The sequence below is a fragment of the Xanthomonas sp. CFBP 8151 genome (genome assembly GCF_011761885.1).
Taxonomy (GTDB): Bacteria; Pseudomonadota; Gammaproteobacteria; order Xanthomonadales; family Xanthomonadaceae; genus Xanthomonas; species Xanthomonas arboricola_B.
The window spans coordinates 526374-549305 of record NZ_JAASQZ010000002.1 but is presented as its reverse complement, the minus strand read 5'-3'; the positions used below and the strand labels follow the sequence as shown (position 1 = coordinate 549305).

At 67.2% G+C, this 22932-nt stretch carries 20 protein-coding genes; all 20 read left to right on the top strand.

Annotated elements, in window-relative coordinates:
• The first annotated feature begins 187 nt into the window (after positions 1-187).
• The 20 genes from FHT08_RS10300 (at position 188) to FHT08_RS10205 (ending at position 22830) form a co-directional block, all read left to right on the top strand.
• Positions 188-1666 (top strand): hypothetical protein, encoded by a 1479-nt coding sequence (locus FHT08_RS10300; protein WP_047128095.1) that lies wholly within the window; start codon positions 188-190, stop codon positions 1664-1666.
• 78 nt (positions 1667-1744) lie between these two features.
• Positions 1745-4393: a TonB-dependent receptor gene (locus FHT08_RS10295; protein ID WP_166775027.1), complete on the top strand. Its 2649-nt coding sequence runs from the start codon at positions 1745-1747 to the stop codon at positions 4391-4393.
• A gap of 157 nt (positions 4394-4550) precedes the next feature.
• Entirely contained in the window at positions 4551-5366 is an 816-nt protein-coding gene (locus tag FHT08_RS10290; RefSeq protein ID WP_166775026.1) for a type II secretion system protein N, read from the top strand.
• Positions 5363-7444 carry a type II secretion system secretin GspD gene (gene gspD, locus FHT08_RS10285; RefSeq protein ID WP_166775025.1) on the top strand — a complete coding sequence of 694 codons (2082 nt, stop codon included), beginning with the start codon at positions 5363-5365 and terminating at the stop codon, positions 7442-7444. Before FHT08_RS10290 ends, gspD begins: the two co-directional genes overlap by 4 nt.
• Complete coding sequence (gene gspE / locus FHT08_RS10280) at positions 7395-8936, top strand: type II secretion system ATPase GspE (RefSeq protein WP_166775450.1); 1542 nt, start codon at positions 7395-7397, stop codon at positions 8934-8936. Before gspD ends, gspE begins: the two co-directional genes overlap by 50 nt.
• On the top strand, positions 8923-10119 hold the full coding sequence (gene gspF / locus FHT08_RS10275; RefSeq protein ID WP_166775024.1) for a type II secretion system inner membrane protein GspF: 1197 nt from the start codon (positions 8923-8925) through the stop codon (positions 10117-10119). Before gspE ends, gspF begins: the two co-directional genes overlap by 14 nt.
• A gap of 28 nt (positions 10120-10147) precedes the next feature.
• A complete protein-coding gene (gene gspG / locus FHT08_RS10270; protein ID WP_104607044.1) occupies positions 10148-10612 on the top strand; it encodes a type II secretion system major pseudopilin GspG in 465 nt (154 codons plus the stop codon).
• A 27-nt stretch (positions 10613-10639) separates the two neighbouring features.
• The gene (locus tag FHT08_RS10265) at positions 10640-11122 is read left to right on the top strand and encodes a GspH/FimT family pseudopilin (RefSeq protein WP_166775449.1); all 483 of its coding nucleotides are present in this window, start codon (positions 10640-10642) and stop codon (positions 11120-11122) included.
• Entirely contained in the window at positions 11106-11486 is a 381-nt protein-coding gene (gspI, locus tag FHT08_RS10260; RefSeq protein ID WP_104538564.1) for a type II secretion system minor pseudopilin GspI, read from the top strand. Before FHT08_RS10265 ends, gspI begins: the two co-directional genes overlap by 17 nt.
• The gene (gspJ, locus tag FHT08_RS10255; protein ID WP_104538563.1) at positions 11483-12106 is read left to right on the top strand and encodes a type II secretion system minor pseudopilin GspJ; all 624 of its coding nucleotides are present in this window, start codon (positions 11483-11485) and stop codon (positions 12104-12106) included. Before gspI ends, gspJ begins: the two co-directional genes overlap by 4 nt.
• A complete protein-coding gene (gene gspK, locus FHT08_RS10250; protein ID WP_104538562.1) occupies positions 12103-13095 on the top strand; it encodes a type II secretion system minor pseudopilin GspK in 993 nt (330 codons plus the stop codon). The genes gspJ and gspK overlap by 4 nt, the downstream gene beginning before the upstream one ends.
• Complete coding sequence (gene gspL / locus FHT08_RS10245; protein WP_166775023.1) at positions 13092-14180, top strand: type II secretion system protein GspL; 1089 nt, start codon at positions 13092-13094, stop codon at positions 14178-14180. The genes gspK and gspL overlap by 4 nt, the downstream gene beginning before the upstream one ends.
• Entirely contained in the window at positions 14177-14653 is a 477-nt protein-coding gene (gene gspM, locus FHT08_RS10240) for a type II secretion system protein GspM (protein ID WP_104538560.1), read from the top strand. Before gspL ends, gspM begins: the two co-directional genes overlap by 4 nt.
• A 5-nt stretch (positions 14654-14658) precedes the next feature.
• A complete protein-coding gene (gene gspN / locus FHT08_RS10235; protein WP_166775448.1) occupies positions 14659-15369 on the top strand; it encodes a type II secretion system protein N in 711 nt (236 codons plus the stop codon).
• A gap of 516 nt (positions 15370-15885) precedes the next feature.
• A complete protein-coding gene (locus FHT08_RS10230) occupies positions 15886-16608 on the top strand; it encodes a GntR family transcriptional regulator (RefSeq protein WP_166775447.1) in 723 nt (240 codons plus the stop codon).
• A gap of 45 nt (positions 16609-16653) precedes the next feature.
• Positions 16654-17931 carry a sugar MFS transporter gene (locus FHT08_RS10225; protein ID WP_166775022.1) on the top strand — a complete coding sequence of 426 codons (1278 nt, stop codon included), beginning with the start codon at positions 16654-16656 and terminating at the stop codon, positions 17929-17931.
• Positions 17932-17971: 40 nt separating this feature from the next.
• A complete protein-coding gene (locus tag FHT08_RS10220; protein WP_104538851.1) occupies positions 17972-19039 on the top strand; it encodes a LacI family DNA-binding transcriptional regulator in 1068 nt (355 codons plus the stop codon).
• Positions 19040-19044: 5 nt separating this feature from the next.
• Positions 19045-20073 carry an SIS domain-containing protein gene (locus tag FHT08_RS10215; RefSeq protein ID WP_166775021.1) on the top strand — a complete coding sequence of 343 codons (1029 nt, stop codon included), beginning with the start codon at positions 19045-19047 and terminating at the stop codon, positions 20071-20073.
• Positions 20074-20075: 2 nt separating this feature from the next.
• Positions 20076-21230, top strand: coding sequence for an N-acetylglucosamine-6-phosphate deacetylase (nagA, locus tag FHT08_RS10210; RefSeq protein WP_166775020.1), 1155 nt, complete (start codon positions 20076-20078; stop codon positions 21228-21230).
• 235 nt (positions 21231-21465) lie between these two features.
• Positions 21466-22830 (top strand): S41 family peptidase, encoded by a 1365-nt coding sequence (locus FHT08_RS10205; RefSeq protein ID WP_243849003.1) that lies wholly within the window; start codon positions 21466-21468, stop codon positions 22828-22830.
• Positions 22831-22932 lie beyond the last annotated feature (102 nt).

The window sequence follows — 22932 nt, the reverse complement described above, 5'->3', positions numbered from 1 at the left end:
TTCTACAGTGCATGTCAGTGTGTGGCAGGCATGTGTCAATTGTGTCGTGGTAAGACAAATGACACAGACAGCCCCTATAAAAGTGACGGGGATCTTGAACGTGCTCGCCACTGCAGTGAGCGGAACGCAACCAATTCTTGACGACTCCTCTTCATACCGGACCTTCCTTGACCTGGAGATCAGCCGCATGTCCGTTCGCAATAGCAGCAAGACACTTCTCATGACGTTTGGTACCGCGCTGGCGTTGTCGGCCTGCGGTGGTGGTGCCGATCGTGTCGCTTCGCCCGGCGAGGGCGCATTTCCGCCGGCACCGACGCCGGCCCCCGCACCGACCCCGGCGCCCACGCCTGCACCCACGCCCGCTCCGACACCGACCGGCCCGGCCGCCGATTGCCCGACCGGTTTCTCCAACGTCGGCACCATCGCCAACAACACGCTGCGCGCCTGCCAGCTGCCGGACACCATCAACGGCAACCTGGTGGTGCCGGCACGTGCGGGCACGGCGTATTCGATCAGCGGACGCGTCAACGTGGGCACCGACCGCGGCGGCAACGCCATTGCACCGGCCGCCGGCAGCACGCAGGGCATCCTGACCATCGAGCCGGGCGTGACCCTGTTCGGTTCGGCGGGTAGCGACTACATCGTGGTCAACCGCGGTTCGCAGATCTTTGCCGAAGGCAGCGCCACCGCCCCGATCGTGTTCACCGCGCGCCAGGCGCTTGAGGGTCAGGTAAGCGCCAATACCATCGGTTTGTGGGGCGGCATCGTGGTGCTGGGCCGTGCGGCCATCAACAACTGCCCGGGCAGCACGGTCTCCGGCACGCCGGAATGCCAGGCGCAGGTGGAAGGTACCAACGCGTTCTACGGCGGCAACAGCGCCACCGACAACAGCGGCTCCATGCGCTACCTGCGGGTGATGTATTCGGGCTTCGAAATTTCGCCCAACAACGAGTTGCAGGGCATTACCCTGGCCGGCGCGGGCAGCGGCACGCGTCTGGATCATGTGCAGATCCACAACAGCTCCGACGACGGCATCGAATGGTTCGGTGGCACCGTCAACGGCAGCCACATCGTGATCACCGGCGCCGACGACGATTCGCTGGACACCGATGCCGGCTGGAACGGCGCCCTGCAGTTCGGCATCGTGGTGCAGCGCGCCGGTGGCGGCGACCGCATGAACGAGTGGAGCAGCCTGCGCCGTCAGCCGTATTCGCGTCCGAAGGTGGCCAACTTCACCTACGTCGGCAATGCGCGCGCCGGTGCGGCGATCATGCTCAACCAGGGCACGCAGGCCGCGTTCTACAACTCGGTCGTCACGCGTCCGGCCGGTGGCAGCGGTGATGGCCTGGTGTGCTTCAACCTGGCCGATGCCGACACGCTCGGTACCTTCAACTCGGTGTTCTTCGCCTGCCCGACGGCCTTTGGCAGCGATGCGCGTGCGGCCACCCAGTTTGCGGCTGGCACCAACAACGTCGCCAACGGCGTGTCCACGTTGCAGAACACTTTCGTCAATGGCGCCAACGAAAGCGCCGTGCCGGCCTTCCAGGGCTTGAACGGGGTGAGCAGCTTCTTCCAGCAGGTGAACTACATCGGTGGCGTGCGCGATGCCAACGATACCTGGTGGCAGGGCTGGACCTGCGGCCTGACCGCCGATCGTCCCTGCTGAGGTACAGCATCGCAAGGCAGCCCACGCGCTGTCTTGCGATGCGTCCAGCGTCATCTTTCAGTTGCCAGGGCTCCCACGATGCGAACCTCCGCTGTCGCCCGTCTCTCGCGGACGGGCCTGTCTCTTTCCATTTCCACCTTGCTGTTTTCCGGTGCTGCGCTGGCGCAGTCGGCCGCCACCGATGCCGGCACCAGCAGCGGCGGCACCGCCACCAGCGCGCCCAAGCAACTCGACCAGGTCGTGGTGCGTGGCGAGTACATTCCCCAACCGATGCTGCAGACCTCGGAGGTGGCATCGTTTGTCACCCGTGAGGACATGGAGCGTACCGGCGACAGCAGCGCCGCCGTTGCGCTGACGCGTGTCACCGGACTGAGCCTGTCGCGCGGCAAGTACGTGTATGTGCGCGGCCTGGGCGAGCGCTACTCGTCGGCGTTGTTCAACGGCTCGCCGCTGCCCAGCCCCGAGCCGATGCAGCGCGTGGTGCCGCTGGATCTGTTTCCCAGCGATGTGCTGGCCAGCGTGACCGTGCAGAAGACCTATTCGGCCGATTATCCGGGCGAATTCGGCGGTGGCGTGATCGATCTGCAATCGATGGCGGTGCCGGAAAAACCGTTCCTGTCGCTGACCGTGGGCGGCGGCGTCAACAGCGTCAGCACCGGCGAAAAAGGCCTGACCTATTACGGCTCCGGCGATGACGAGTGGGGCTACGACGACGGCACGCGCAAGCAGCCTGCCGCATTGCGCGATGCGATCCAGAGTGGCCGGCGCGTGGATCTGGGCAGTTTCTCGCGTGAGGACATCCGCCGTATCGGGCGCAGCTTGAACGACGCCAACCTGTATGTGCTGCAGGAAAAGGACAGCATCGCCCCGGACGTCAATGTCGGTGGCAGTGCCGGTTACAGCATGGATGTGGGCGAGGCCAAGCTGGGCATCATCGCGGTGGCCAGCTATGACAACGAGTGGCGCACGCGCACCGGCAAGCAGCAGGACGGCATCTTTGTCGGCGATGCGGTCGAGTTCAATTCCAACTACGACTTCGCCACCACGCGCAACAATGTGCGCACCAACGGCATGCTGGGCCTGGGCTGGGAATACGGCAGCCACACCATCGGCTGGACCACCTTGTATGTACACGACGCCCTGAAGGTGGCGCGCAGCCGCGCCGGCCGCGATGAGCTGGCCGGTTTCGACGTACGCGACGACAACACCGAGTGGTACGAGCGCCAGCTGATCAACAACCAGCTGCGCGGCACGCATGCATTCGGCGAATACGATGATCTCAAGATCGAATGGCGCGCAGCGGTGGCCAATGCCAGCCGCGATGTGCCGTACGAAACCGGCATTCGCTACGAGTTGCTGGATGGCTACTGGGCGCACGATGCCTCGCGCGTGCAGAACTACACCCGCTTCAGCAAGGTCGACGACACCGTCGCCAGCGGCGGGGTGGATGTGACCTGGCGTTTGCCGATCGAGCACGACCTCACCGTCAAGGGCGGTCTGGCCTATCTGGACAACGACCGCAGCGCGTGGAGCCGGGAGTTCCGCTTCCTGGCGCTGGATGGCCCGCTGCCGTTCTACAACCAGTTCCAGCGTGTGGATTATCTGATCTCCGATTACAACCTCAGCAACGATCTGCTGCGCCTGCGCGAGACCACCGGCAGCTTCGGTGCGGCCGCGTACGACGCGACCCTGAAGGTCAAGGCGGCCTATCTGCAGGCCGAGGGCGAGATCGTGCCGACCCTGCGCGCCACCGTCGGTATGCGTTACGAGGACGCCACGCAGGCGGTGCATCCGTACGACATCTTCACCGGCGTGCGCCAGGACAGCGTGGCCCCGCTGGAGAACAGCTACGCGTTGCCGTCGGCCACGGTGACCTGGAATTTTGCCGAGAACCAGCAGCTGCGCGTTGGTGCGTCCAAGACCATCGCGCGCCCGCAGTTCCGCGAGATGGCGCCGCAGCAGTACCTGGACCCGGATATCGACCGCCAGTTCTTCGGCAACCCGTTCCTGGTCGACAGCGAGCTGGTCAACCTGGATGCGCGGTACGAGTGGTTCTTCGAGCCGGGCGAGTATTTCACCGTCGGCGCGTTCTACAAAAGCATCGACAAGCCGATCGAAGCCATCGTCAACGATGCGCCCGGCGGCGGCATCGTGCAGAGCTTCATCAATGCGCCAGAGGCCACTTTGTATGGCATCGAGCTGGAAGCCAAGAAGTATCTGGACCTGCCGATCGCGGCCGACTGGTGGGGCGACAACCGGGTGTTCGTGTCCGGCAATTACACGCGCACCAAGTCGGAGGTGAGCGCCGGCGCTGGCGATACCGTGCAGCCGTTCGGCTTCACCGCACCGGTGCAGGCGACCTTGTTCATCCGCGATGGCTCGGCCTTGCAGGGGCAGTCCGATGACATCGCCAACCTGCAGATCGGTGTGGAAAGTGAGAGCACCCACAGCCAGGCCACCTTGATCGCCAACTATGTCGGCGAGCGGGTGTCAGCGCGTGGTCGCCCGGGGCAACCGGATTACATCGACAAGCCCGGCACCTCGCTGGATCTGGTGATCAAGAAGGGCCTGGTGTGGTCGGGCAATACGCTGTCGTTGAACTTTGCCGCACGCAACCTGCTCAAGACCCGCTACCAGGAATATCAGAGCCTGGGCAGCAACCGGGTGGACCTGTACGAGTACCAGCCCGGCGTGACGTATGACCTGAGTGTGACAGCGCGCTTCTGAGCCGACGCCCGCTACCGGTATCGCACACGCCCGCCCTGCCTCGCATGGCGGGCGTGTGCAGATGGATTCGTGTCGCCGTGTGTCGGACTGTGTCATCACTTTCTTCGAACTGACACATTGCTGCCGCATTCTGTCATTCGACCGCAATCCGAGACGGATGTCCGCTTTGCAGCGCGCTTTGCCCTCCTTGAAACCCCTGATGTCGGCGCGTGGCCGCACTGCACTGGGCTGCGTGCTGCTGGCCTTGCTCGCGCTACAGTGCGCGCGCGTGGTGTGGGTGGTGATCACCCCGATCGGGCCGTGGGGCACTGCCCAGGTCGCCACGCCTGCACATGCGGAGCTGCCGGCACTGCGCCGCGATGTGTTCCATCGCAGCGTTCCGGAGGCCAGCAGCGACGGCATCGTGTTGCATGGGGTGCGCGCGGGCGGCGGGCAAGCGGCTGCGTTTCTGAGCAGCGGCGACGGCAGGCAGGGGGCGTATCGCGTTGGCGATGGCGTGGTACCTGGCGTGGAGGTACAGGCGATCGCGAGCGATCACGTGCTGCTGCGCGCCGGCCGTGGAGTGCGACGTCTGAGCTTGGTGGAGACCACGGCGTCGTCGTCGGCCACATCGCCAGCAACGGCCGCGACCGCAGCGACAGGCGCCGCCGCGCCTGCAGTGACGTCGAATGTCGGCACAGCCGCTGGCACGGCCGCAGCGACGGCTGTCGACCCGCACCAACTGCTGACCACCGCCGGCCTGCGTGCAAGCGAAGACGGCAGCGGCTTCACCGTGATGCCGCGCGGTGATGGCGCACTGCTGCGCCAGGCCGGCCTGGCGCCGGGCGATGTGCTCACCCAACTCAATGGCCGCACGCTCGATGCCGAACATCTGCGCGAGCTGCAGGACGAACTACGCGATGGCCAGGCAGCCACGCTGACCTACCGCCGTGACGGCCAGACCCACACCATGACCCTGAAGCGCCCGCAATGACCGCTGCCCGCCCCGTATGGCTGCTTTCGGCCGCGTTGTTGCTCGCCCTGCCGGCGGTGCCGATGGTGTCGCTGCATGCCGCCGACGCACCGGCCGTGCGCCTGCAGGACGTGGACCTGCGCGCGTTCATCCAGGACGTGTCGCGTGCCACCGGCATCACCTTCATCGTGGACACGCGCGTGCAGGGCACGGTCAACGTGGCGCGTGCGCAGGCGATGTCGGAACAGGATCTGCTCGGCATGCTGCTGGCGGTCTTGCGCGCCAATGGCTTGATCGCGGTGTCCAGCGGGCCGTCGACCTACCGCATCATTCCCGACGATACCGCTGCACAGCAACCGGCCAGCGCTGCCAACGGCAATCTGGGATTCGCCACGCAGGTGTTCACCCTGCAACGCGTGGATGCACGCAGCGCCGCGGAGATCCTCAAGCCCCTGATCGGGCGCGGCGGCGTGATCATGGCGATGCCGCAGGGCAACAGCCTGTTGATTGCCGACTACGCCGACAACCTGCGCCGCGTGCGCGGCCTGGTCGCGCAGATCGACACCGACCGCGCGGCGATCGACACGGTGAGCTTGCGCAATAGCTCCGCACAGGAACTGGCGCGCACGCTGACCTCGCTGTTCGGGCAGGCGGGCGAGCGCAGCAACGTGCTGTCGGTGCTGCCGGTGGAAAGCAGCAATTCGCTGATCGTGCGCGGCGACCCGGCACTGGTGCAGCGCGTGGTGCGCACCGCGGTGGATCTGGACGGGCGCGCCGAACGTCGCGGCGATGTCAGCGTGGTGCGGCTGCAGCACGCCAGCGCCGAGCAATTGCTGCCGGTGTTGCAGCAGCTGGTCGGGCAGAGCCCGGGCAACGAGGCACAGCCCGGGCAGGACACGCGCTCCAACGCGGTGGATGTGGCCGCCGCTGCTGCGGGCGCTGCACAGACGCAGGTGATCACACCGGCCGCCGGCAAGCGCCCGGTGATCGTGCGCTACCCCGGCTCCAACGCCTTGATAATCAATGCCGACCCGGAAACCCAGCGTGCCTTGATGGAGGTGATCCGTCAGCTGGACGTGCATCGCGAGCAGGTGCTGGTCGAAGCGATCGTGGTGGAGATCTCCGACACCGCCGCCAAGCGCCTGGGCGTGCAGCTGCTGTTGGCCGGGCGCAATGGCACGGTGCCGTTGATCGCCACGCAGTACAGCGGCGCCTCGCCGGGCATCGTGCCATTGGCCGCAGCGGCGGCCGGCACGCGCAGCAATAACGGCCAAGACGATTCGGTGCTGGAACAGGCGCGCAATGTGGCCGCGCAATCCTTGCTGGGCCTGAGCGGCGGCCTGATCGGGCTGGCCGGGCAAAGCAACGATGCGGTGTTCGGCATGATCATCGATGCGGTCAAGAGCGACACCGGCTCCAACCTGTTGTCGACCCCGTCGATCATGACCTTGGACAACGAGCAGGCGCGCATCCTGGTCGGGCAGGAAGTGCCGATCACCACCGGCGAAGTACTGGGCGCGGCCAACGACAACCCGTTCCGCACCATCCAGCGCCAGGACGTGGGCGTGGAGCTGGAAGTGCGCCCGCAGATCAATACCGCCGGCGGCATCACCCTGGCGATCAAGCAGGAAGTCTCGGCCATTGCCGGGCCGGTCAGCGCGCAGTCGTCGGAGCTGGTGTTCAACAAGCGCCAGATCGAAACCCGCGTAGTGGTGGAAAACGGCGCCATCGTCGCGCTCGGCGGCCTGCTCGACCAGAACGACCGGCAGACCGTGGAGAAGGTGCCGCTGCTGGGCGATGTGCCCGGCCTGGGCGCGCTGTTCCGGCACAGGTCGCGCAATCGCGACAAGACCAATCTGATGGTCTTCATCCGCCCCACCATCATCCGCGATGCGGCCGATGCGCAGCGCATGACCGCACCGCGCTACACCTATCTGCGCGACCGCCAGTTGGCCGACGGCGACCCGGAAGCCGCGCTCGATGCGTTGGTACGCGACTACCTGCGCGCGCCGCCGCCGCAGCTGCCGGCCGCGCCAGCGTCGGCCGTGCCTGCGCCGGCAACAACGCCTGCGCCCGGCGCACGTCCCGCGCAGCGCTGATGCCATGAACACCGCGCGCGCCAGCATTTCCTACGCGTTCGCCAAGCGCCACGGCGTGGTGCTGCTCGGCAGCGACAGTGCCGCGCAGATCGGTCTGCGCGAAGGCGGCGATGTGCAGGCCCTGATCGAGCTGCGGCGTGCCCTGGGCATGCCGTTGCAGGTGCGCACGCTGGCGCCGTCGGTGTTCGACCGGCATGTGTCGGAGATCTACGCCGATGCCGGCATGGAGCAGGGCGTACAGGTGGAGGCGCTGGACCTGCACGACAGCCTGGATTCGTTGATCGACGACATCCCCACCGCCGATCTGCTCGACAGCCAGGACGATGCGCCGATCATCCGCCTGATCAACGGCATCATCGCCGAGGCCGCGCGCCTGGGCGCCTCGGACGTGCATCTGGAATCCTACGAAGCGCGGCTGCGCGTGCGCCTGCGCGTGGATGGGGTGATGCGCGAGGCGGCCACCTTGCCCGGACGCATCGCGCCGTTGCTGGTGTCGCGCGTCAAGGTGATGGCGCGGCTGGACATCGCCGAAAAACGCATCCCGCAGGACGGCCGGGTGTCGCTGGTGATGGGTGCCAAGGCGCTGGACGTGCGCGTGTCCACGCTGCCGACGCGCAGCAGCGAGCGCGTGGTGCTGCGCATCCTGGACAAGGAGCAGGGCACCTTGTCGTTGGCCCAGCTCGGCATGCCACCGGCGGTGATGCACACCGTGCAGCGCGCCCTGCAGGTGCCCAACGGCATCGTGCTGGTGACCGGGCCGACCGGCTCGGGCAAGACCACCACGCTGTATGCGGCGCTGAGCCTGCTCAACGACGGCTCGCGCAACATCCTCACGGTGGAGGACCCGGTGGAATACGCCATCGACGGCGTCGGCCAGACCCAGGTCAATGCACGTGTCGGCATGACCTTCGCGGCCGGCTTGCGCGCGATCCTGCGCCAGGATCCGGACGTGGTGATGATCGGCGAGATCCGCGACGCCGAGACCGCGCAGATCGCCGTGCAGGCCAGCCTCACTGGCCACCTGGTGCTGTCCACCGTGCACACCAACGATGCGGTGGGCGCAGTCACGCGGCTGCGCGACATGGGCATCGAACCGTTCCTGCTCGCGTCGAGCCTGCGGCTGATTCTGGCGCAGCGCCTGGTCCGTCGCCTGTGCACGCAGTGCCGTGCACCGCGCCCGCTGGATGCCAGCCCGCGGCAGATGTTGCAGGCGCCCGACGATGCAACCATCTACGCCGCCGTGGGCTGTGCGGCTTGCCACCACAGCGGTTATGCCGGGCGGGTGGGCATCTACGAAGCCATCGCGGTGGATGATGCGATGCGCCGGTTGATCGGCGACAACGCCGACGAGGATGCCTTGGCTGCAGCGGCCTTCGCACGCGCAGCGCGCCTGGGCGATGCCGCGCGTGCGGCGGTGCTGCAAGGCCTCACCACGCTGGAAGAAGCGCTGCGGGTCACCCGCCAGCAGGACGATGCGCATGCCGCGGTTTGACTACACCGTGCTCGACCTGCACGGGCACAGCCGCCAGGGCGTGATCAGCGCGGACACGGCGCAGGCTGCGCGTGCGCAACTGGAGCAGCGGCAGTGGGTGCCGGTACGCGTGGAGGCGGCGGTGGCGGCCAGCGGCGTGCGTCCGGCGCGTTTCAGCGGCAAGGATCTGGTGCTGTTCACCCGTCAACTTGCCACGCTGGTGGAAACCGCGCCGCTGGAAGAAGCGCTGCGCACCATCGGCACGCAGTCCGAGCGGCGCGGCGTGCGCCGGGTCACCGGCCAGACGCACGGGCTGGTGGTCGAGGGCTTCCGCCTGTCCGATGCGATGGCGCGCCAGGGCACTGCGTTTCCGCCGCTGTACCGCGCGATGGTGGCCGCGGGCGAAAGTGCCGGGGCGCTGCCACAGGTGCTGGAGCGCCTGGCCGACCTGCTGGAGCGGCAGGCGCAGGTGCGCAGCAAGCTGCAGTCTGCGTTGGTGTATCCGGCGGCGTTGGCCCTGACCGCCGGTGCGGTGGTCATCGTGCTGATGACCTTTGTGGTGCCCAAGGTGGTGGACCAGTTCGATTCGATGGGGCGCGCATTGCCATGGCTGACGCGCGCGGTGATCGGCGTGTCGCAGTTCCTGCTGCACGCGGGCATTCCGCTGCTGGTTGCACTGGTCATTGCGGTGATCGCAGCGCTGCGCCTGCTCAGGCGCCCGCAGCTGCGCCTGGCGGCCGATCGCACCGTGCTGCGCGCGCCCTTGCTCGGCCGGTTGATCCGCGACCTGCACGCCGCACGCATGGCGCGCACGCTGGCGATCATGGTCAACAGCGGGCTGCCGCTGATGGAAGGCCTGATGATCGCCGCGCGCACCGTCGACAACCGCGCCTTGCGGCTGGCCACCGACAACATGGTCACGGCAATCCGCGAGGGCGGCAGCCTGGCCGCGGCGATGAAGCGCGCCGGCGTGTTTCCACCGACGTTGCTGTACATGGCCTCCAGCGGCGAAAACAGCGGGCGCTTGGCGCCGATGCTGGAGCGCGCCGCCGATTATCTGGAGCGCGAGTTCGAGTCCTTCACCACCGCGGCGATGAGCCTGCTGGAGCCGGCCATCATCGTGCTGCTCGGCGGCGTGGTGGCGGTGATCGTGCTGTCGATCCTGCTGCCCATCCTGCAATTCAACACCCTCGCGCTTGGTTGAGCGCGGACGCTTATCCCTGGAGATCCTCATGCAGTCCATCCATCATCGCCACCGTCCTTGCTCGCTGTCCTCGCAAGCGCGAACGCGCGGCTTCACCCTGGTCGAGTTGATGGTGGTCATCGTCATCATCGGCCTGCTGGCCACCGTGGTGATGATCAACGTGATGCCCAGCCAGGATCGCGCCATGGTCGAGAAGGCGCGTGCCGACGTGGCGGTGCTGGAGCAGGCGCTGGAAACTTATCGGCTGGACAACCTCAGCTACCCGAGTACCGAACAGGGCCTGCAGGCCTTGCTCAATGCGCCGACCGGGTTGACCCGGCCCGAGCGCTATCGCCAGGGCGGCTATGTCCGCCGCCTGCCGGAAGATCCGTGGGGCCACGCATACCAATACCGTCGACCGGGTCGCAGTGGTGGTTTCGACGTCTACTCGTTCGGTGCCGACGGCGCCGAAGGCGGCGACGCCGACAATGCCGATATCGGCAACTGGCGCTGAGTCGCAGCAGTGCTCGCGCAAACGGCCATCGCAGGGCAATCACGGGTACATGCATCGCGGACGAAGGCGCACGGCTTCACCCTGCTCGAACTGCTCGCCGTCCTGGTGATCACCGCACTCGCCAGCACGCTGGTGGTGCTGACCTTGCCGGATACGCGGCGTGACCTGCACGACCAGGCCGATGCATTGGCCAGTGCCTTGCTGCACGCACGCGACGAAGCCATCCTGAGCCTGCGCATGGTCGAGGTGACCGTGGATGCGGGGGGTTACAGGTTCCGCCGCCAGGCACAGCAACGCTGGGTGCCGCTGGATGAAAAGCCGTTCGCCGCGATGCGCTGGCCTGCCGGCGTGCAGACGCAGTTGCCGGTGGGCGGGACCCGGTTGAGCGTGCGCTTCGATCCCACCGGTGCGGCCACGCCGCAACGCATCGCGCTGGCCGACGGCCAGCAGCAGCTGCAGGTGGTGGTGGACGCCGCCGGCGTGGTACGGGTCGATGCGCGCCCGCGGTAAGCCCGATGCCTGCGCCGGATTTTCGCTGCTCGAACTGATGGTCGCGCTGGCGATTTTCGGCATGGCCGTGGTTGGCCTGCTGAACCTGTCCGGCGAAAGCACGCGCACTGCGGTGGTGCTGGAAGAGCGCGCCTTGGCTGCGGTGGTTGCGGAGAACCAGGCGATCGACGCAATGCTGGCGCCCACCGCCGCAGCATTGGCGCCGGCGAACGGGCAGGAAAAGCTGGGCGGACGCAGCTGGGACTGGCGGCGCACGGCGATGCCGGCCGGCAGTACCGGCATCGTGCGTATCCAGGTGCAGGTGCGCGCCGCAGCGCAGGCGCAGGAAATCGCCAGCGTGAGTGTCCTGCGGAGCGCCGAATGATCCGCGCACGTCGCAGCGCAGCGGGCACCCGTGGCAGCGCGGGCTTCACCTTGATCGAGCTGCTGGTCGCCCTGGCGGTGTTCGCGCTGGTGGCGGTCGCCGCGGTGGTGGTGATGCGCCAGAGCATCGACCAGCGCGATGCGGTGCGGGCACGCCTGCAGCAGGTTCGCGAGTTCCAGCTTGCGCACGGCCTGCTGCGCGGCGACCTGCAGCAGGCCGCAGTGCGACGCACGCGCAACAGCGAGGGCGGCGCAGCACGCACCGCGTTCGTCGCGAGCCCGCCCGGTGTGCCGGGGCCGCTGTTCGGTTTTGTGCGACGCGGCTGGAGCAATCCGGATCAGGCGCCGCGCGCGTCGCTGCAGTACGTGGAATACCGCGTGGTCGACGGACGCCTGGAGCGCAGTGCGCGTCCCGCGCTTGACGGTGCAATCGCCGGCACGCCGCAGGTGGTGTTGCGTGGCGTGCGCTCGGCAGCGGTCGGGTTCCATTATCGCGCGCAGTGGAGCGATGGCTGGAGCGGCGGGCTCGACGCGCTGCCGGATGCGATCTCGCTGGAGCTGGAGCTGGAGCAATGGGGCCGCGTGCGCCAGTTGTTCCTGCTGCCGGAGGGGCGCGGATGAAGACCTTGAACGCACATGCCGAGCAACGTGGCGTCGCACTGCTGACGGTGTTGTTGCTGGTGGCGGTGATGACGCTATTGATGGTCGCAGTGCTGGACGATCTGCGCTTCGGCCTGCGCCGCAGCGGCAATGGCGAGGCGATGACGCAGGCGCAGTGGTATGCGTTGGGCACCGAAGCCATCGCCCGGCAACGCCTGCAGGCACTGGCCAGGCGCGACCCGATACGCACCACGTTGGAGGGCGGCTGGAACGATCAACCGGTGACCTTCCCGCTGGACGACGGCGCAGTGAGTGTGCGGCTGCGCGACCGCGGCGGCTGCTTCAATCTCAACAGCGTGGTCGCCGGTGCGCCCGAGCAATGGCAGCGCAGCGACGACGGCGCAGAACAGTACCGCGCCTTGCTGGAGGTGCTGGGCATCGCACCGCAACAGGCACAGGCGCTGACCGATGCGCTGGTGGACTGGATCGACAGCGACAGCCAGCCCGGTGCGCAGGGCGCCGAAGACGATCGTTATCTGCAATCGGCAGTGCCGTTGCGCAGCGGGGCGACCCTGCTGGCGGGCGTCAGCGAGCTGCGCGCCATCGCCGGCTATACGCCACAGGTGATCGCGCAGTTGCGGCCGCATGTGTGCGCATTGCCAGAGGCGCGCCTGTCGCCGATCAATATCAATACGCTGCGCCCGGAAGATGCGCCGGTCCTGGTGGCGCTGACCGAAGGCGCTCTGGAGCTGGCAGCCGCGCGCCGCGTCATTGCCGCGCGGCCGGCTGGGGGATGGCGCGATGCCAACACCTTTTTGAGCCAGCCTGCGCTGATCCAGGCCGAACCTTCCAATGCAGTGTTGGAGCAGATCGAACTACGCACCCGCTATTTTTCCCTCTACAGCCAGGTCGACCACGCCGGCGCGCAAGTCGTACTGGACGCCTTGCTGCAGCAGGATCCTGCCGGCCGCGTGCGGCTGGTGGCGCGTCAATGGAGTTCCGACGAATGAGTACCACCTTGCTGTTGCTGCCCGCCGATGCCACGGCACACGCGATTGCCGTGCGTGTGGACACGCATGGCCAGGTACTGTCGCAGCGTGCAGCCAGCGCGCCGTATGAACCGTCCACGCGCACCGTGCTGGTGGTGCCGGGCGTGGAGGTGCATCTGCGCTGGCTGAGCCTGCCCGGCCGCAGCATCGCGCAGTCGGTCGCGGCTGCGCGCCTGCAACTGGCCGAACACCTGGCTGTGGAGACACCGGCGCTGCATGTGGTGATCGCCGATCGCAGCGAGGCCGATGGCACGCGTCTGGTTGCTGCGGTGGACAGCGCAGTACTACAGCAGTGGTTGGCGCGCGCAACGCAGCTGGGCGTCGTCCCCGATGCGGTGGTGCCCGATTGCCTGTTGCTGGAGCCGGCCACGGATGCTGCGGCAGTGGTGATGGACTGGGATGGCCGTTGGCTGATCCGCGGCGCAGGCCTGGTCTGCAGCCTGGAGCCGGAGGCCGCGCGCATGCTGCTGGGCGAGCGCGCGCCGGCACAGCCGCCAGCGCACGCCACCGCGCACACCATTGCCTGCCTGGCACAAGGCGCCATGCGCGTGCCGATCAACCTGCTGCAGCACGCGTTCGCTGCAAGGCCGGCCGCTGCGCAGACAATCACTGCGCGCCGTCTTGTGGTGCTGGCCGCGCTGGTGCTGCTGTCGCCGCTGGTGCTGTTGTTGGCGCAGACACTGCGCTACGAAATCGGTGCGCGCATGCTGCAATCGCGCGCTGCCGCGCAGTTGGGCGTGCGCGATGCAGCGGCGGTACCGGCCGCGCTGCAGGAACGCCGGCACACCGGTGTGGCGGCCGATCGCCTGGCCGTGCAGCTCGGTCCCTTGTTCGCGGCGGTCGATGCCATGCCGGCGGCGGAACTGGATCAGCTCGACTATCACGCCACCCAGCCGCTGCGCGGCACCCTGCTGCATGGCGATGGCGCCAGCCTGCAACAGCTGTCCGCACGATTGGCCCAGCAGGGGTGGCAACTGCAGCCCGGCAGCAGCCAGAGCGAAGACAAGCGCCTGCGGACGCCGTTCGTGCTGGAGCCATTGCGATGACTGCACCTGTGCAACGCGGCACGCAGTGGTGGCGGGCGCGTGCGCCGCGCGAGCGGCTGATGCTGGGCGTGATGTGCGCTGCCGTGGCTGCGTTCGTCGCCTGGTATGCGCTCTACACCCCGTTGCGGCACTGGCGTGCCCAGGCGCAGGCGCGCTATGCCGCTGCGGCGCAGCTGGTGCTGGATGCATCTGCGCAGGCATCGGCGACCGGGCGTGCGGCTGCACCTGGCACGACGGCACTGGCCGAGCTCATCGCAAGCAGCGCACGCGAAGCCGGCGTCGGCATCACCTCCCAGCAGCGCAGCGCGGCGGGCGGAGTGGACGTGCAGATCGATGCGGTCAGCGCCACCAGCTTGTTCGGCTGGCTGGAGCGGCTGCGCCAGGCGCATGGCCTGGCGCCGACGCACCTGAGCATCGTGCGCGACCAGGGCCAACTGCGGGTACGCTGCGGGTTTGCGGAGCCTGCACCGTGACGCGCCTGCGTTGGATCCTGGTCTTCCTGGTGATGGTGGCTGTCGCGCTGCTGGCGTGGCTGCCGCTGCGCCTGGTGCTGCCACGCGAGGGGCTGCCGTTCTCGGCGCTGGACGTGGATGGGCCGGTATGGGCCGGCACCTTGCGGCAGGTGCAATGGCAAGGCATCGCCTTCGGCGATGTCACGGTACGGCCGCGTGTCTGGCCGTTGTTGCGTGGACAGCGCCAGGTACATTTGCAGGCCACGCAGCTGCAACTGCTGCTGGTGGATGGCGCGCACTACGGTATCGGCGATGCGCAGGGCCAGCTGCTGTTGCGCCAGCCGGCGGGCATGGCCTTGATCGATCTGGCGGTGGAGCTGCAGCAGGTGGATCTGCTGTTCGATGCCACCGGCTGCGTGCAGGCAGGTGGGCGGGTCGGCCTGCAACTGCTGGCAAGTGGCGCGGGCGAGTTGCCCGGTCTGCCGCCGTTGCGCTTGTCCGGGCAGCCGCGCTGCGTGGACGACAGCGCCGTGCTGAGCCTGCTGCCTGACGCCGCGTTGCCTGCCGGCGTGCAGGCCGATGCACAGCTGCACCTGTGGCGCGATGGGCGCTGGCGGCTGCAGTCACGCGTCGATCCAGGGCAGGACGCAGTGTTGGGCGTGGGTCTGCAGTTGCTGGGCTTCGCTGCCACCCCGGAGCGGGGCTTGCTGCGCATCGACCAAGGGCAATTACGTTGACGGCGGATGGCTGGCGAACGGGCCGGCTGACTGGCCATGTGCATCAAGCGCGCAGGGGAATGCCCGGGTCCTTGTACAGGTGCGGGCTGGGTGTCGCCCCCGCGTTGTCGGGAGTTCCTCGCCACTGGTGTTTGTTCCTTCAAGCCAGCGCAGACGCCTGGCGGCGCCGCAGGGGTGCAGTTCGGCGAGTGCGTGGCGTTCGACGACGGTGAGCGACAGATGGGTCGGCAGGGGCAGTCCCTGCTGCGGACGTCTTTTCAGCCGGACATGTGGTGACACCGATCCAGGTCGCGCGCAGGTGCAATGGTGTCCTCTCCCTGCTGCCTGCCGGGCCGTGGCCCGTCCGCGAGTTCAATGGCGCCTGCAGCCGGCACCTTGCGCCGTCTGCCGGGAGCGGGGCCGCTAATGCGCTCCGGGCAAATTGGTACTATATTGGACCTAACGAATCCAAGTCGGTCCGGAGGACGGGCAATGGCCAAACCGAAAACCGAAGCCAGGACGGACACCGACCCCCGGATGGACGCGCTGACGCTGGATGCCTCCGCGCCGACGCCACTGTATCTGCAGCTGGCGAGCAAGCTGGACGAGCAGATCCGCAGCGCGCAGTGGAAGGCCGGCGAAGCGCTGCCGGCCGAGCGCCAGCTGTGCGAGCGGCTGCAGATCTCGCGGGTGACCCTGCGCCAGGCCGTGGACGTGCTGGTCGAACAGGGCTTGGTCTCGCGTCGGCAGGGCGCCGGCACCTTCGTCACCACCCAGATCCAGCACCAGCTCAGTGGCCTGACCAGTTTCAGCGAGACGTTGCGCATCAAGGGCTACGAGCCCGGCACGCGCTGGCTGGAGCGGCGGCTGCGCCCGGCGCATGGCGAAGAGATCCTGCGGCTGGGCCTGTCGCCGGATGCGGCGGTGGCCTCGCTGACCCGCCTGCGCAGCGCCGACGACCGTGTCATGGCCTACGAACACGCGGTGTTGCCGCAGCGCATCGTCGCCGACCCGCAGCAGATCGGCGATTCGCTCTACAGCTATCTGGATGCGCAGGGCACCCCGGTAGTGCGTGCGCTGCAGTACTTCCGCGCGATCAATCTGCCTGCGCGGCTGGCCGAGCACCTGCGCATGAAGACCGGCGAGGCGATCCTGCATGTGGTGCGCGTGGGCTATGCGCGCGACGGCAGCGCGATCGAATTGACCGACACCTATTGCCACAACGATTTCTACGATTTCGTCGCCGAACTGCGTCGCTGATCCAGCGCGGCGTCCCCCACCGACAACTCAAGAGCCAGCCGATCCATGACTACCGCCAGGCCCGCAAATCCCGTTGTCTCGATCGCCATCGTCGGCGTGCTGTTCTTCATCATCGGCTTCTTCACCTGGATCAACGGGCCGCTGATCACCTTCGTGCGGCTGGCGTTCGACCTCAACGAGGTCAATGCCTTCCTGGTGCTGATGGTGTTCTACCTGTCGTACTTTTTCCTGGCGCTGCCGGCGTCGTGGATCCTCAAGCGCACCGGCATGAAGAAGGGGCTGGCGCTGAGCCTGGTGGTGATGGCGGTGGGCGCGGCCGGCTTCGGCCAGTTCGCCACCCAGCGCTGGTATCCGGGCGCCTTGGGCGGCCTGTTCGTGATCGGCAGCGGCCTGGCGCTGCTGCAGACGGCGATCAACCCGTACATCAGCATCCTCGGGCCGATCGAGAGCGCGGCGCGGCGTATCGCGCTGATGGGCATCTGCAACAAGATCGCCGGCATCCTGGCACCGATCCTGATCGGCTCGCTGGTGCTGCACGGCATCGGCGATCTGTCCGCGCAGGTGGCCAGCGCCGATGCGGCGACCAAGCAGCAGTTGCTCACTGCGTTCGCCGCCAAGATCCATGCACCGTATCTGGTGATGTCCGGGGTGCTGCTGTTGCTGGCGATCGGCGTGCTGTTCTCGCCGCTGCCGGAGCTGCAAGCCTCCGAGGCCAATGCCACGCCCGGCAGCGCGGCCGGCGTGCAGAAGTCCAGCATCTTCCAGTTCCCGCACCTGTGGCTGGGCGTGTTGTGCCTGTTCGTCTACGTGGGCGTGGAAGTGATGGCCGGCGATGCGATCGGCACCTACGGCCGCGGCTTCAATCTGCCGTTGGACAGCACCAAGATCTTCACCTCCTACACGCTGGGCGCGATGCTGGTTGGCTACATCGTCGGCCTGGCGTTGATTCCGGGCGTGATCTCGCAAGCGCGGTACCTGAGCGTGTCGGCGGTGCTGGGCGTGCTGTTCTCGCTGGGCGCGCTGCTGACCCACGGCTATGTGTCGGTGGGTTTCGTGGCCGCGCTCGGTTTTGCCAACGCGATGATGTGGCCGGCGATCTTTCCGCTGGCCATTCGCGGGCTCGGCCGCTTCACCGAGATCGGTTCGGCATTGCTGGTCATGGGCATTGCCGGCGGCGCGATCATTCCGCAGCTGTTCGCCATTCTCAAACAGCACCACGACTTCCAGGCCGTGTTCGCTGCGTTGATGGTGCCGTGCTATCTGTACATCCTGTTCTATTCGCTGCGTGGTCACCGCGTGGGCCTGCCGGCCCAGGCCAAGTGAACCAGGCAGCATGATGCGTTCCGACGAACAAGGCACACCCATGCGCAGGCCCACCATCAAAGATGTCGCCGAGCGCGCCAAGGTCTCGTTGAAGACCGTGTCGCGCGTGATCAACAACGAACCGTCGGTGATGCAGGCCACGCGCGCGCGTGTGTTGCGCGCCATCGCCGATCTCGACTACGAGCCCGATCCGTCCGCGCGCAATCTGCGCAGCGGCACGCCGTTCGTGATCGGTCTGGTCTACGACAATCCCAATCCTTATCACATCATCGGCATCCAGAACGGCGTGCTGGCCGCCTGCCGCGAAACCGGCTTCGGGCTGCAGATCCATCCCTGCGATTCCACCTCGCCATTGCTGGCCGAAGAACTGGCCGAATGGGTGCAGCGCTCGCGGCTGGCCGGCGTGGTGCTGACCGCACCGATGTCCGAGCGCCCCGAGCTGATGGCCGGTCTGGCCGCACGCGGCATCAAGAGCGTGCGCATCATCGCCGCCACCGACGATCCGGGCGATGGCCCCTGCGTCCATATCGACGACCGCGCTGCCGCCTACGAGATCACCGAGCATCTGGTCCAGTTGGGCCATCAACGCATCGGGTTCCTGTGGGGCGGCCCGCAGCACCGCTCCAGCGGCGAACGCTACGCCGGTTACGAGGCCGCATTGAAGGACTACGGCATCACCCTGGACAAGCACCTGGTGATCCCGGGCGATTACACCTTCGACGACGGCTTCCGTGGCGCGCGCCGGTTGCTGTCATTGCGCGAGCCGCCCACCGCGATCTTCGGCAGCAACGATGAAATCGCCGCAGGCGTTCTGGCGGCGGCCAAGTCCACCGGCATGAACGTGCCGTATCAACTGTCGATCGCCGGTTTCGAGGACAGCCCGTTCTCGCGCCAGTCCTGGCCGGCACTGACCACCGCCAAGCAGGCCACCGACGACATCGCGCGGCATGCCGCACGCCTGTTGATCAGCCAGTTGCGCAGCGACGCCTACGACGACCAGCCCGCGCAATTGCAGAACCGCGGCTTCGTGCCGCAATTGGTGGTGCGCGGTTCCACTGCACCGGCGCAGACGCCGTCCGCAAAATCCTTCCCCCCCGAATCCGCCTGAGCCCGATGAGCCTTCCCACCGAAACCGAGACCTTGATGTTCCGCGAGGCGGCGCAGACCGCCGACGTGGTCGCCGCGCAGTTCGCCCGTAACGCCGGCACCGTCGCCGCACTTGCGCAGTCGCTGCGCGACACGCCGCCGCCGTTCGTGGTGACCTGCGCACGCGGCAGTTCCGATCACGCAGCGACCTACGCCAAGTATCTGTTCGAAACCCAGCTCGGCATCGTCACTGCCTCGGCATCGCCGTCGGTGGGTTCGGTCTATGCATCGCCGCTGCAGTTGCGCGGCGCGCTGTACATCGTGATCTCGCAATCGGGCAAGAGCCCGGACCTGTTGCGCAATGCCGAGGCCGCCAAGGCGGCCGGCGCGCGCGTGGTCGCCCTGGTCAACGTCGAGGATTCGCCGCTGGCGCAGCTGGCCGAGGTGGTGATTGCGCTGGGCGCAGGCCCGGAAAAAAGCGTCGCTGCCACCAAGAGTTATCTCGCCTCGCTGGCTGCGCTGCTGCACCTGGGCGCTGTGTGGAAGAACGATCCGGCCCTGCTCGCGGCGGTGGAGGCATTGCCGCAGCAGTTGCGCGACGCCTGGCAGGCCGACTGGTCCGCGCTCACTGCCGGCCTGGTGCCCGCACACAACCTGTTCGTGCTCGGTCGCGGCCTGGGCCTGGGCGCGGCGCAGGAAGCGGCGCTGAAGTTCAAGGAAACCTGCGGCCTGCATGCCGAGGCGTACAGCTCGGCCGAGGTCAAGCACGGCCCGATGGCGCTGGTGGGGCCGGGCTTCCCGGTACTGGTGTTCGCCCAGCCCGACGAAACCGGTGCCGGCACGCGTGCGCTCGCCGCCGAATTCCGCGCGCGTGGCGCGCAGGTATGGCTGGCCGCGCCCGACGGCGACCTGCCGCTCGTGGATGCGGCGCATCCGGCCAGCGCACCGCTGTTGACCGTGCAGAGCTTCTACCGCGCGATCAACGCGCTGGCCCTGCAACGCGGCAACAATCCCGATCTGCCGCCGCATTTGAACAAGGTCACGGAAACCGTTTGAACATGGATGCTTCCCCGATTCAGGCGTTGTGCAATGCACGCGTGCTCACCGACGATGGCCTGCAGGATGGGCTGGTCGTCCTGCTGGCCGGCACGCAGATCCAGGCGGTGGTGGCGGCTGACGATGCGCGCGTTGCGCAGGCGCAGACGCGCGTGGATCTGGACGGCGCCACCCTGCTGCCCGGCTTCATCGACATCCAGGTCAACGGCGGTGGCGGCGTGTTGTTCAACAACGCGCGCGACCCGCAGGCCCTGGCCACGATCGCGGCCGCACATCGCCGCTACGGCACCACCGGTCTGCTGCCGACGCTGATCAGCGACACCGCCGAGGTCATGGCCGAGGCGATCGACGCCACGCGCCAGGCAATCGCACAAGGCGTGCCCGGCGTGCTCGGCATCCATCTGGAAGGACCGTACCTGAGCCCTGCCCGCAAGGGCACGCACGACGCGCACAAGTTCCGCCTGCCCGACGCGCACGAGATTGCCGTCGATACCTCGCTGGACAACGGCGTCACCCTGATCACGCTCGCACCCGAGCGTGTGCCGGCGGACGACATCCGCGCCTTCGTCGCCGGTGGCGCGATCGTGTTTGCCGGCCACACCGCAGCGACCTACGAGCAGGCACGCGACGGCATTGCCGCCGGCGTCAGCGGTTTCACCCATCTGTACAACGCGATGTCGCAACTGGCCGGGCGCGAGCCCGGCGCGGTGGGCGCCGCATTGGAAGACCCCGACGTGTGGTGCGGCATCATCGTCGATGGCGTGCACGTGCACCCGGCCAGCCTGCGCATGGCGCTGGCCGCCAAACCGCGCGGCAAGCTGTTGCTGGTCACCGACGCCATGCCGATGGTCGGCGCCGACAACCCCAGTTTCGACCTGTACGGCGAAACCATCACCGCCGCGGACGGCGTGGTACGCAATGCCGATGGCGCGTTGGCGGGCTCGGCGCTGGACATGGCCACGGCCGTGCGCAACAGCGTGCAGTGGCTGGGCGTGGATTTGGCCGAAGCCGCGCGCATGGCGTCCACCTATCCGGCGCAATGCATCGGCCTGAGACAGCGCCTGGGCCGCATTGCACCCGGCTATCAAGCCGATCTGGTGCTGGTGGATGCGGATGTACAGGTGTTGGCTACCTGGGTGGCCGGACAGCGCGAATAAGTGTAGCGGTCAGGCCGAATACGCTCGCGCAAGGTTGGATCGATGACCGCGCGACGCGGGATGTGCTGTTCGACCACTGCGGTTGTTGCGCGCGATCTACAGCCACGTTGCAGCGAGTCGCCACGTCCTGCGGGTGGTATGTCGCAGCTCGCGCACGGCCTTACCGCGCATGCAATGGCTGCTAAAATTGCATCTGGCCTCAGGCTGCGATGAGTGACGGATGAGACACGCACGGATGCGATGGTGGTTGTTACTGAGTCTGTTGTGCAGCGTGCATGCGATGGCAGCGATTCCAAGCTGGTACGCGGCTGCCGGTGGAGCTGATTACCAATTGACTGCGGTGCAAGGCGACGTGCTGTCCGGTGAAGGTGCGCAATTGCGTCTGACCGCAGTTGCCGCGCGCACTGCACCGTTCGGTGCTGCCTCTGCACAATTGGACGCTGTATCTTTGCGCGGCCAGTCGTTGCTGTTGTCCGGTGTATTGGCAACCTCCAACGCATCGCAGGGCGCCACGCTCTGGATGCGCGCCGACGACGCGCACGGCAAACGCCTGGCGTTCGAAAGCTCACAAACCGACCCGGTCGTCGGTACGATGCGTGCAAGCCGCTCCATCGCGCTGCAGGTGCCGATGGATGCGCAGAAGGCGTTCATCGGTGTTGTGCTGCGAGGCGATGGAGCGCTGGACGTAAGCCAGTTGCGTTTGATTGCAGAGCCGCTGGCCGATGCGGCATCGGCCAGCGCGATCCTGGATGTCGCCATCCCCGCGATCCGGGAGCACGCCTTGCACAGCGCCCGCATCGACTGGACCACGCGTGAGCCGCAGCTGCATGCGCAGGCTGTAAACATGCGCGAAGTGGATGCCTATGTCGCCATCGATGCATTGGTCGCCCAGCTCGATGACGGCCATAGTTTCCTGATGCGTCCTTCCGGACGACGTAACGTGGAGGCCGTTGCACAACGTGAGCCGCCCGCCATGCAGGCGCGTCTGCTGTCATCCGGCATTGCCTATCTCGACGTCCCCGGTCTGATGACATCCTCCAGAGAAGTCGTCAGTGCTTACGAGACATCGCTCACAACGGCGCTGGATCAAGCCGCCGCACAGGTCACCTGTGGCTGGATCGTCGATTTACGCCACAACACCGGCGGCACGATGTGGCCAATGATCAACGGGCTGCATGCGCTAATGGGTGATGCAGTGCTTGGCAGCTTTGTCGATGCGGCAGGCAGGCAATCGCCTTGGCGGGCACGGTCTTCGTCATGCCCGACTACCCCGCCCGATGGCCTGCAAGCAGCTCGCCCGGTTGCGGTCTTGATCGGCCCGAAGACGGCGAGTGCGGGCGAGATGGTCGCAATCTCCTTTCGCGGCCGTGCGAACACGCGTAGCTTCGGTCAGCCAAGCGCTGGCCAGACCACCGGCAATCGCTCTGTGGAACTGCCTGGCGGCGCTGTCCTTGCGATTGCCAGTAGCTACACGCAGGATCGCAGCGGGCGTCGCACCGACGGCCGGCTGCAACCGGATGTCCTGCTTGACCCGCAGGTCGATATGATCGACTCGGCTGCGCAGTGGCTGCGGACGCAGGCCTGCGTCCGTTCGAAGTGATCGTCCTGTTTGCGAGTCTGGTGCATCCTGTAAACATTTTGACGAACGACCGGTGTCGGCGCGCTTTCAGCAATATGGAACTGACTTGGGGGCCACGACGTG

What these genes read in the sequence shown, in the direction of transcription:
- FHT08_RS10300 (WP_047128095.1), top strand. Translation starts at nt 188, where the DNA reads ATGTCCGTTCGCAATAGCAGCAAGACACTTCTCATGACGTTTGGTACC.
- FHT08_RS10295 (WP_166775027.1), top strand. Translation starts at nt 1,745, where the DNA reads ATGCGAACCTCCGCTGTCGCCCGTCTCTCGCGGACGGGCCTGTCTCTT.
- FHT08_RS10290 (WP_166775026.1), top strand. Translation starts at nt 4,551, where the DNA reads ATGTCCGCTTTGCAGCGCGCTTTGCCCTCCTTGAAACCCCTGATGTCG.
- gspD (WP_166775025.1), top strand. Translation starts at nt 5,363, where the DNA reads ATGACCGCTGCCCGCCCCGTATGGCTGCTTTCGGCCGCGTTGTTGCTC.
- gspF (WP_166775024.1), top strand. Translation starts at nt 8,923, where the DNA reads ATGCCGCGGTTTGACTACACCGTGCTCGACCTGCACGGGCACAGCCGC.
- gspG (WP_104607044.1), top strand. Translation starts at nt 10,148, where the DNA reads ATGCAGTCCATCCATCATCGCCACCGTCCTTGCTCGCTGTCCTCGCAA.
- gspI (WP_104538564.1), top strand. Translation starts at nt 11,106, where the DNA reads ATGCGCGCCCGCGGTAAGCCCGATGCCTGCGCCGGATTTTCGCTGCTC.
- gspJ (WP_104538563.1), top strand. Translation starts at nt 11,483, where the DNA reads ATGATCCGCGCACGTCGCAGCGCAGCGGGCACCCGTGGCAGCGCGGGC.
- gspK (WP_104538562.1), top strand. Translation starts at nt 12,103, where the DNA reads ATGAAGACCTTGAACGCACATGCCGAGCAACGTGGCGTCGCACTGCTG.
- gspL (WP_166775023.1), top strand. Translation starts at nt 13,092, where the DNA reads ATGAGTACCACCTTGCTGTTGCTGCCCGCCGATGCCACGGCACACGCG.
- gspM (WP_104538560.1), top strand. Translation starts at nt 14,177, where the DNA reads ATGACTGCACCTGTGCAACGCGGCACGCAGTGGTGGCGGGCGCGTGCG.
- FHT08_RS10230 (WP_166775447.1), top strand. Translation starts at nt 15,886, where the DNA reads ATGGACGCGCTGACGCTGGATGCCTCCGCGCCGACGCCACTGTATCTG.
- FHT08_RS10225 (WP_166775022.1), top strand. Translation starts at nt 16,654, where the DNA reads ATGACTACCGCCAGGCCCGCAAATCCCGTTGTCTCGATCGCCATCGTC.
- FHT08_RS10220 (WP_104538851.1), top strand. Translation starts at nt 17,972, where the DNA reads ATGCGCAGGCCCACCATCAAAGATGTCGCCGAGCGCGCCAAGGTCTCG.
- FHT08_RS10215 (WP_166775021.1), top strand. Translation starts at nt 19,045, where the DNA reads ATGAGCCTTCCCACCGAAACCGAGACCTTGATGTTCCGCGAGGCGGCG.
- nagA (WP_166775020.1), top strand. Translation starts at nt 20,076, where the DNA reads ATGGATGCTTCCCCGATTCAGGCGTTGTGCAATGCACGCGTGCTCACC.
- FHT08_RS10205 (WP_243849003.1), top strand. Translation starts at nt 21,466, where the DNA reads ATGCGATGGTGGTTGTTACTGAGTCTGTTGTGCAGCGTGCATGCGATG.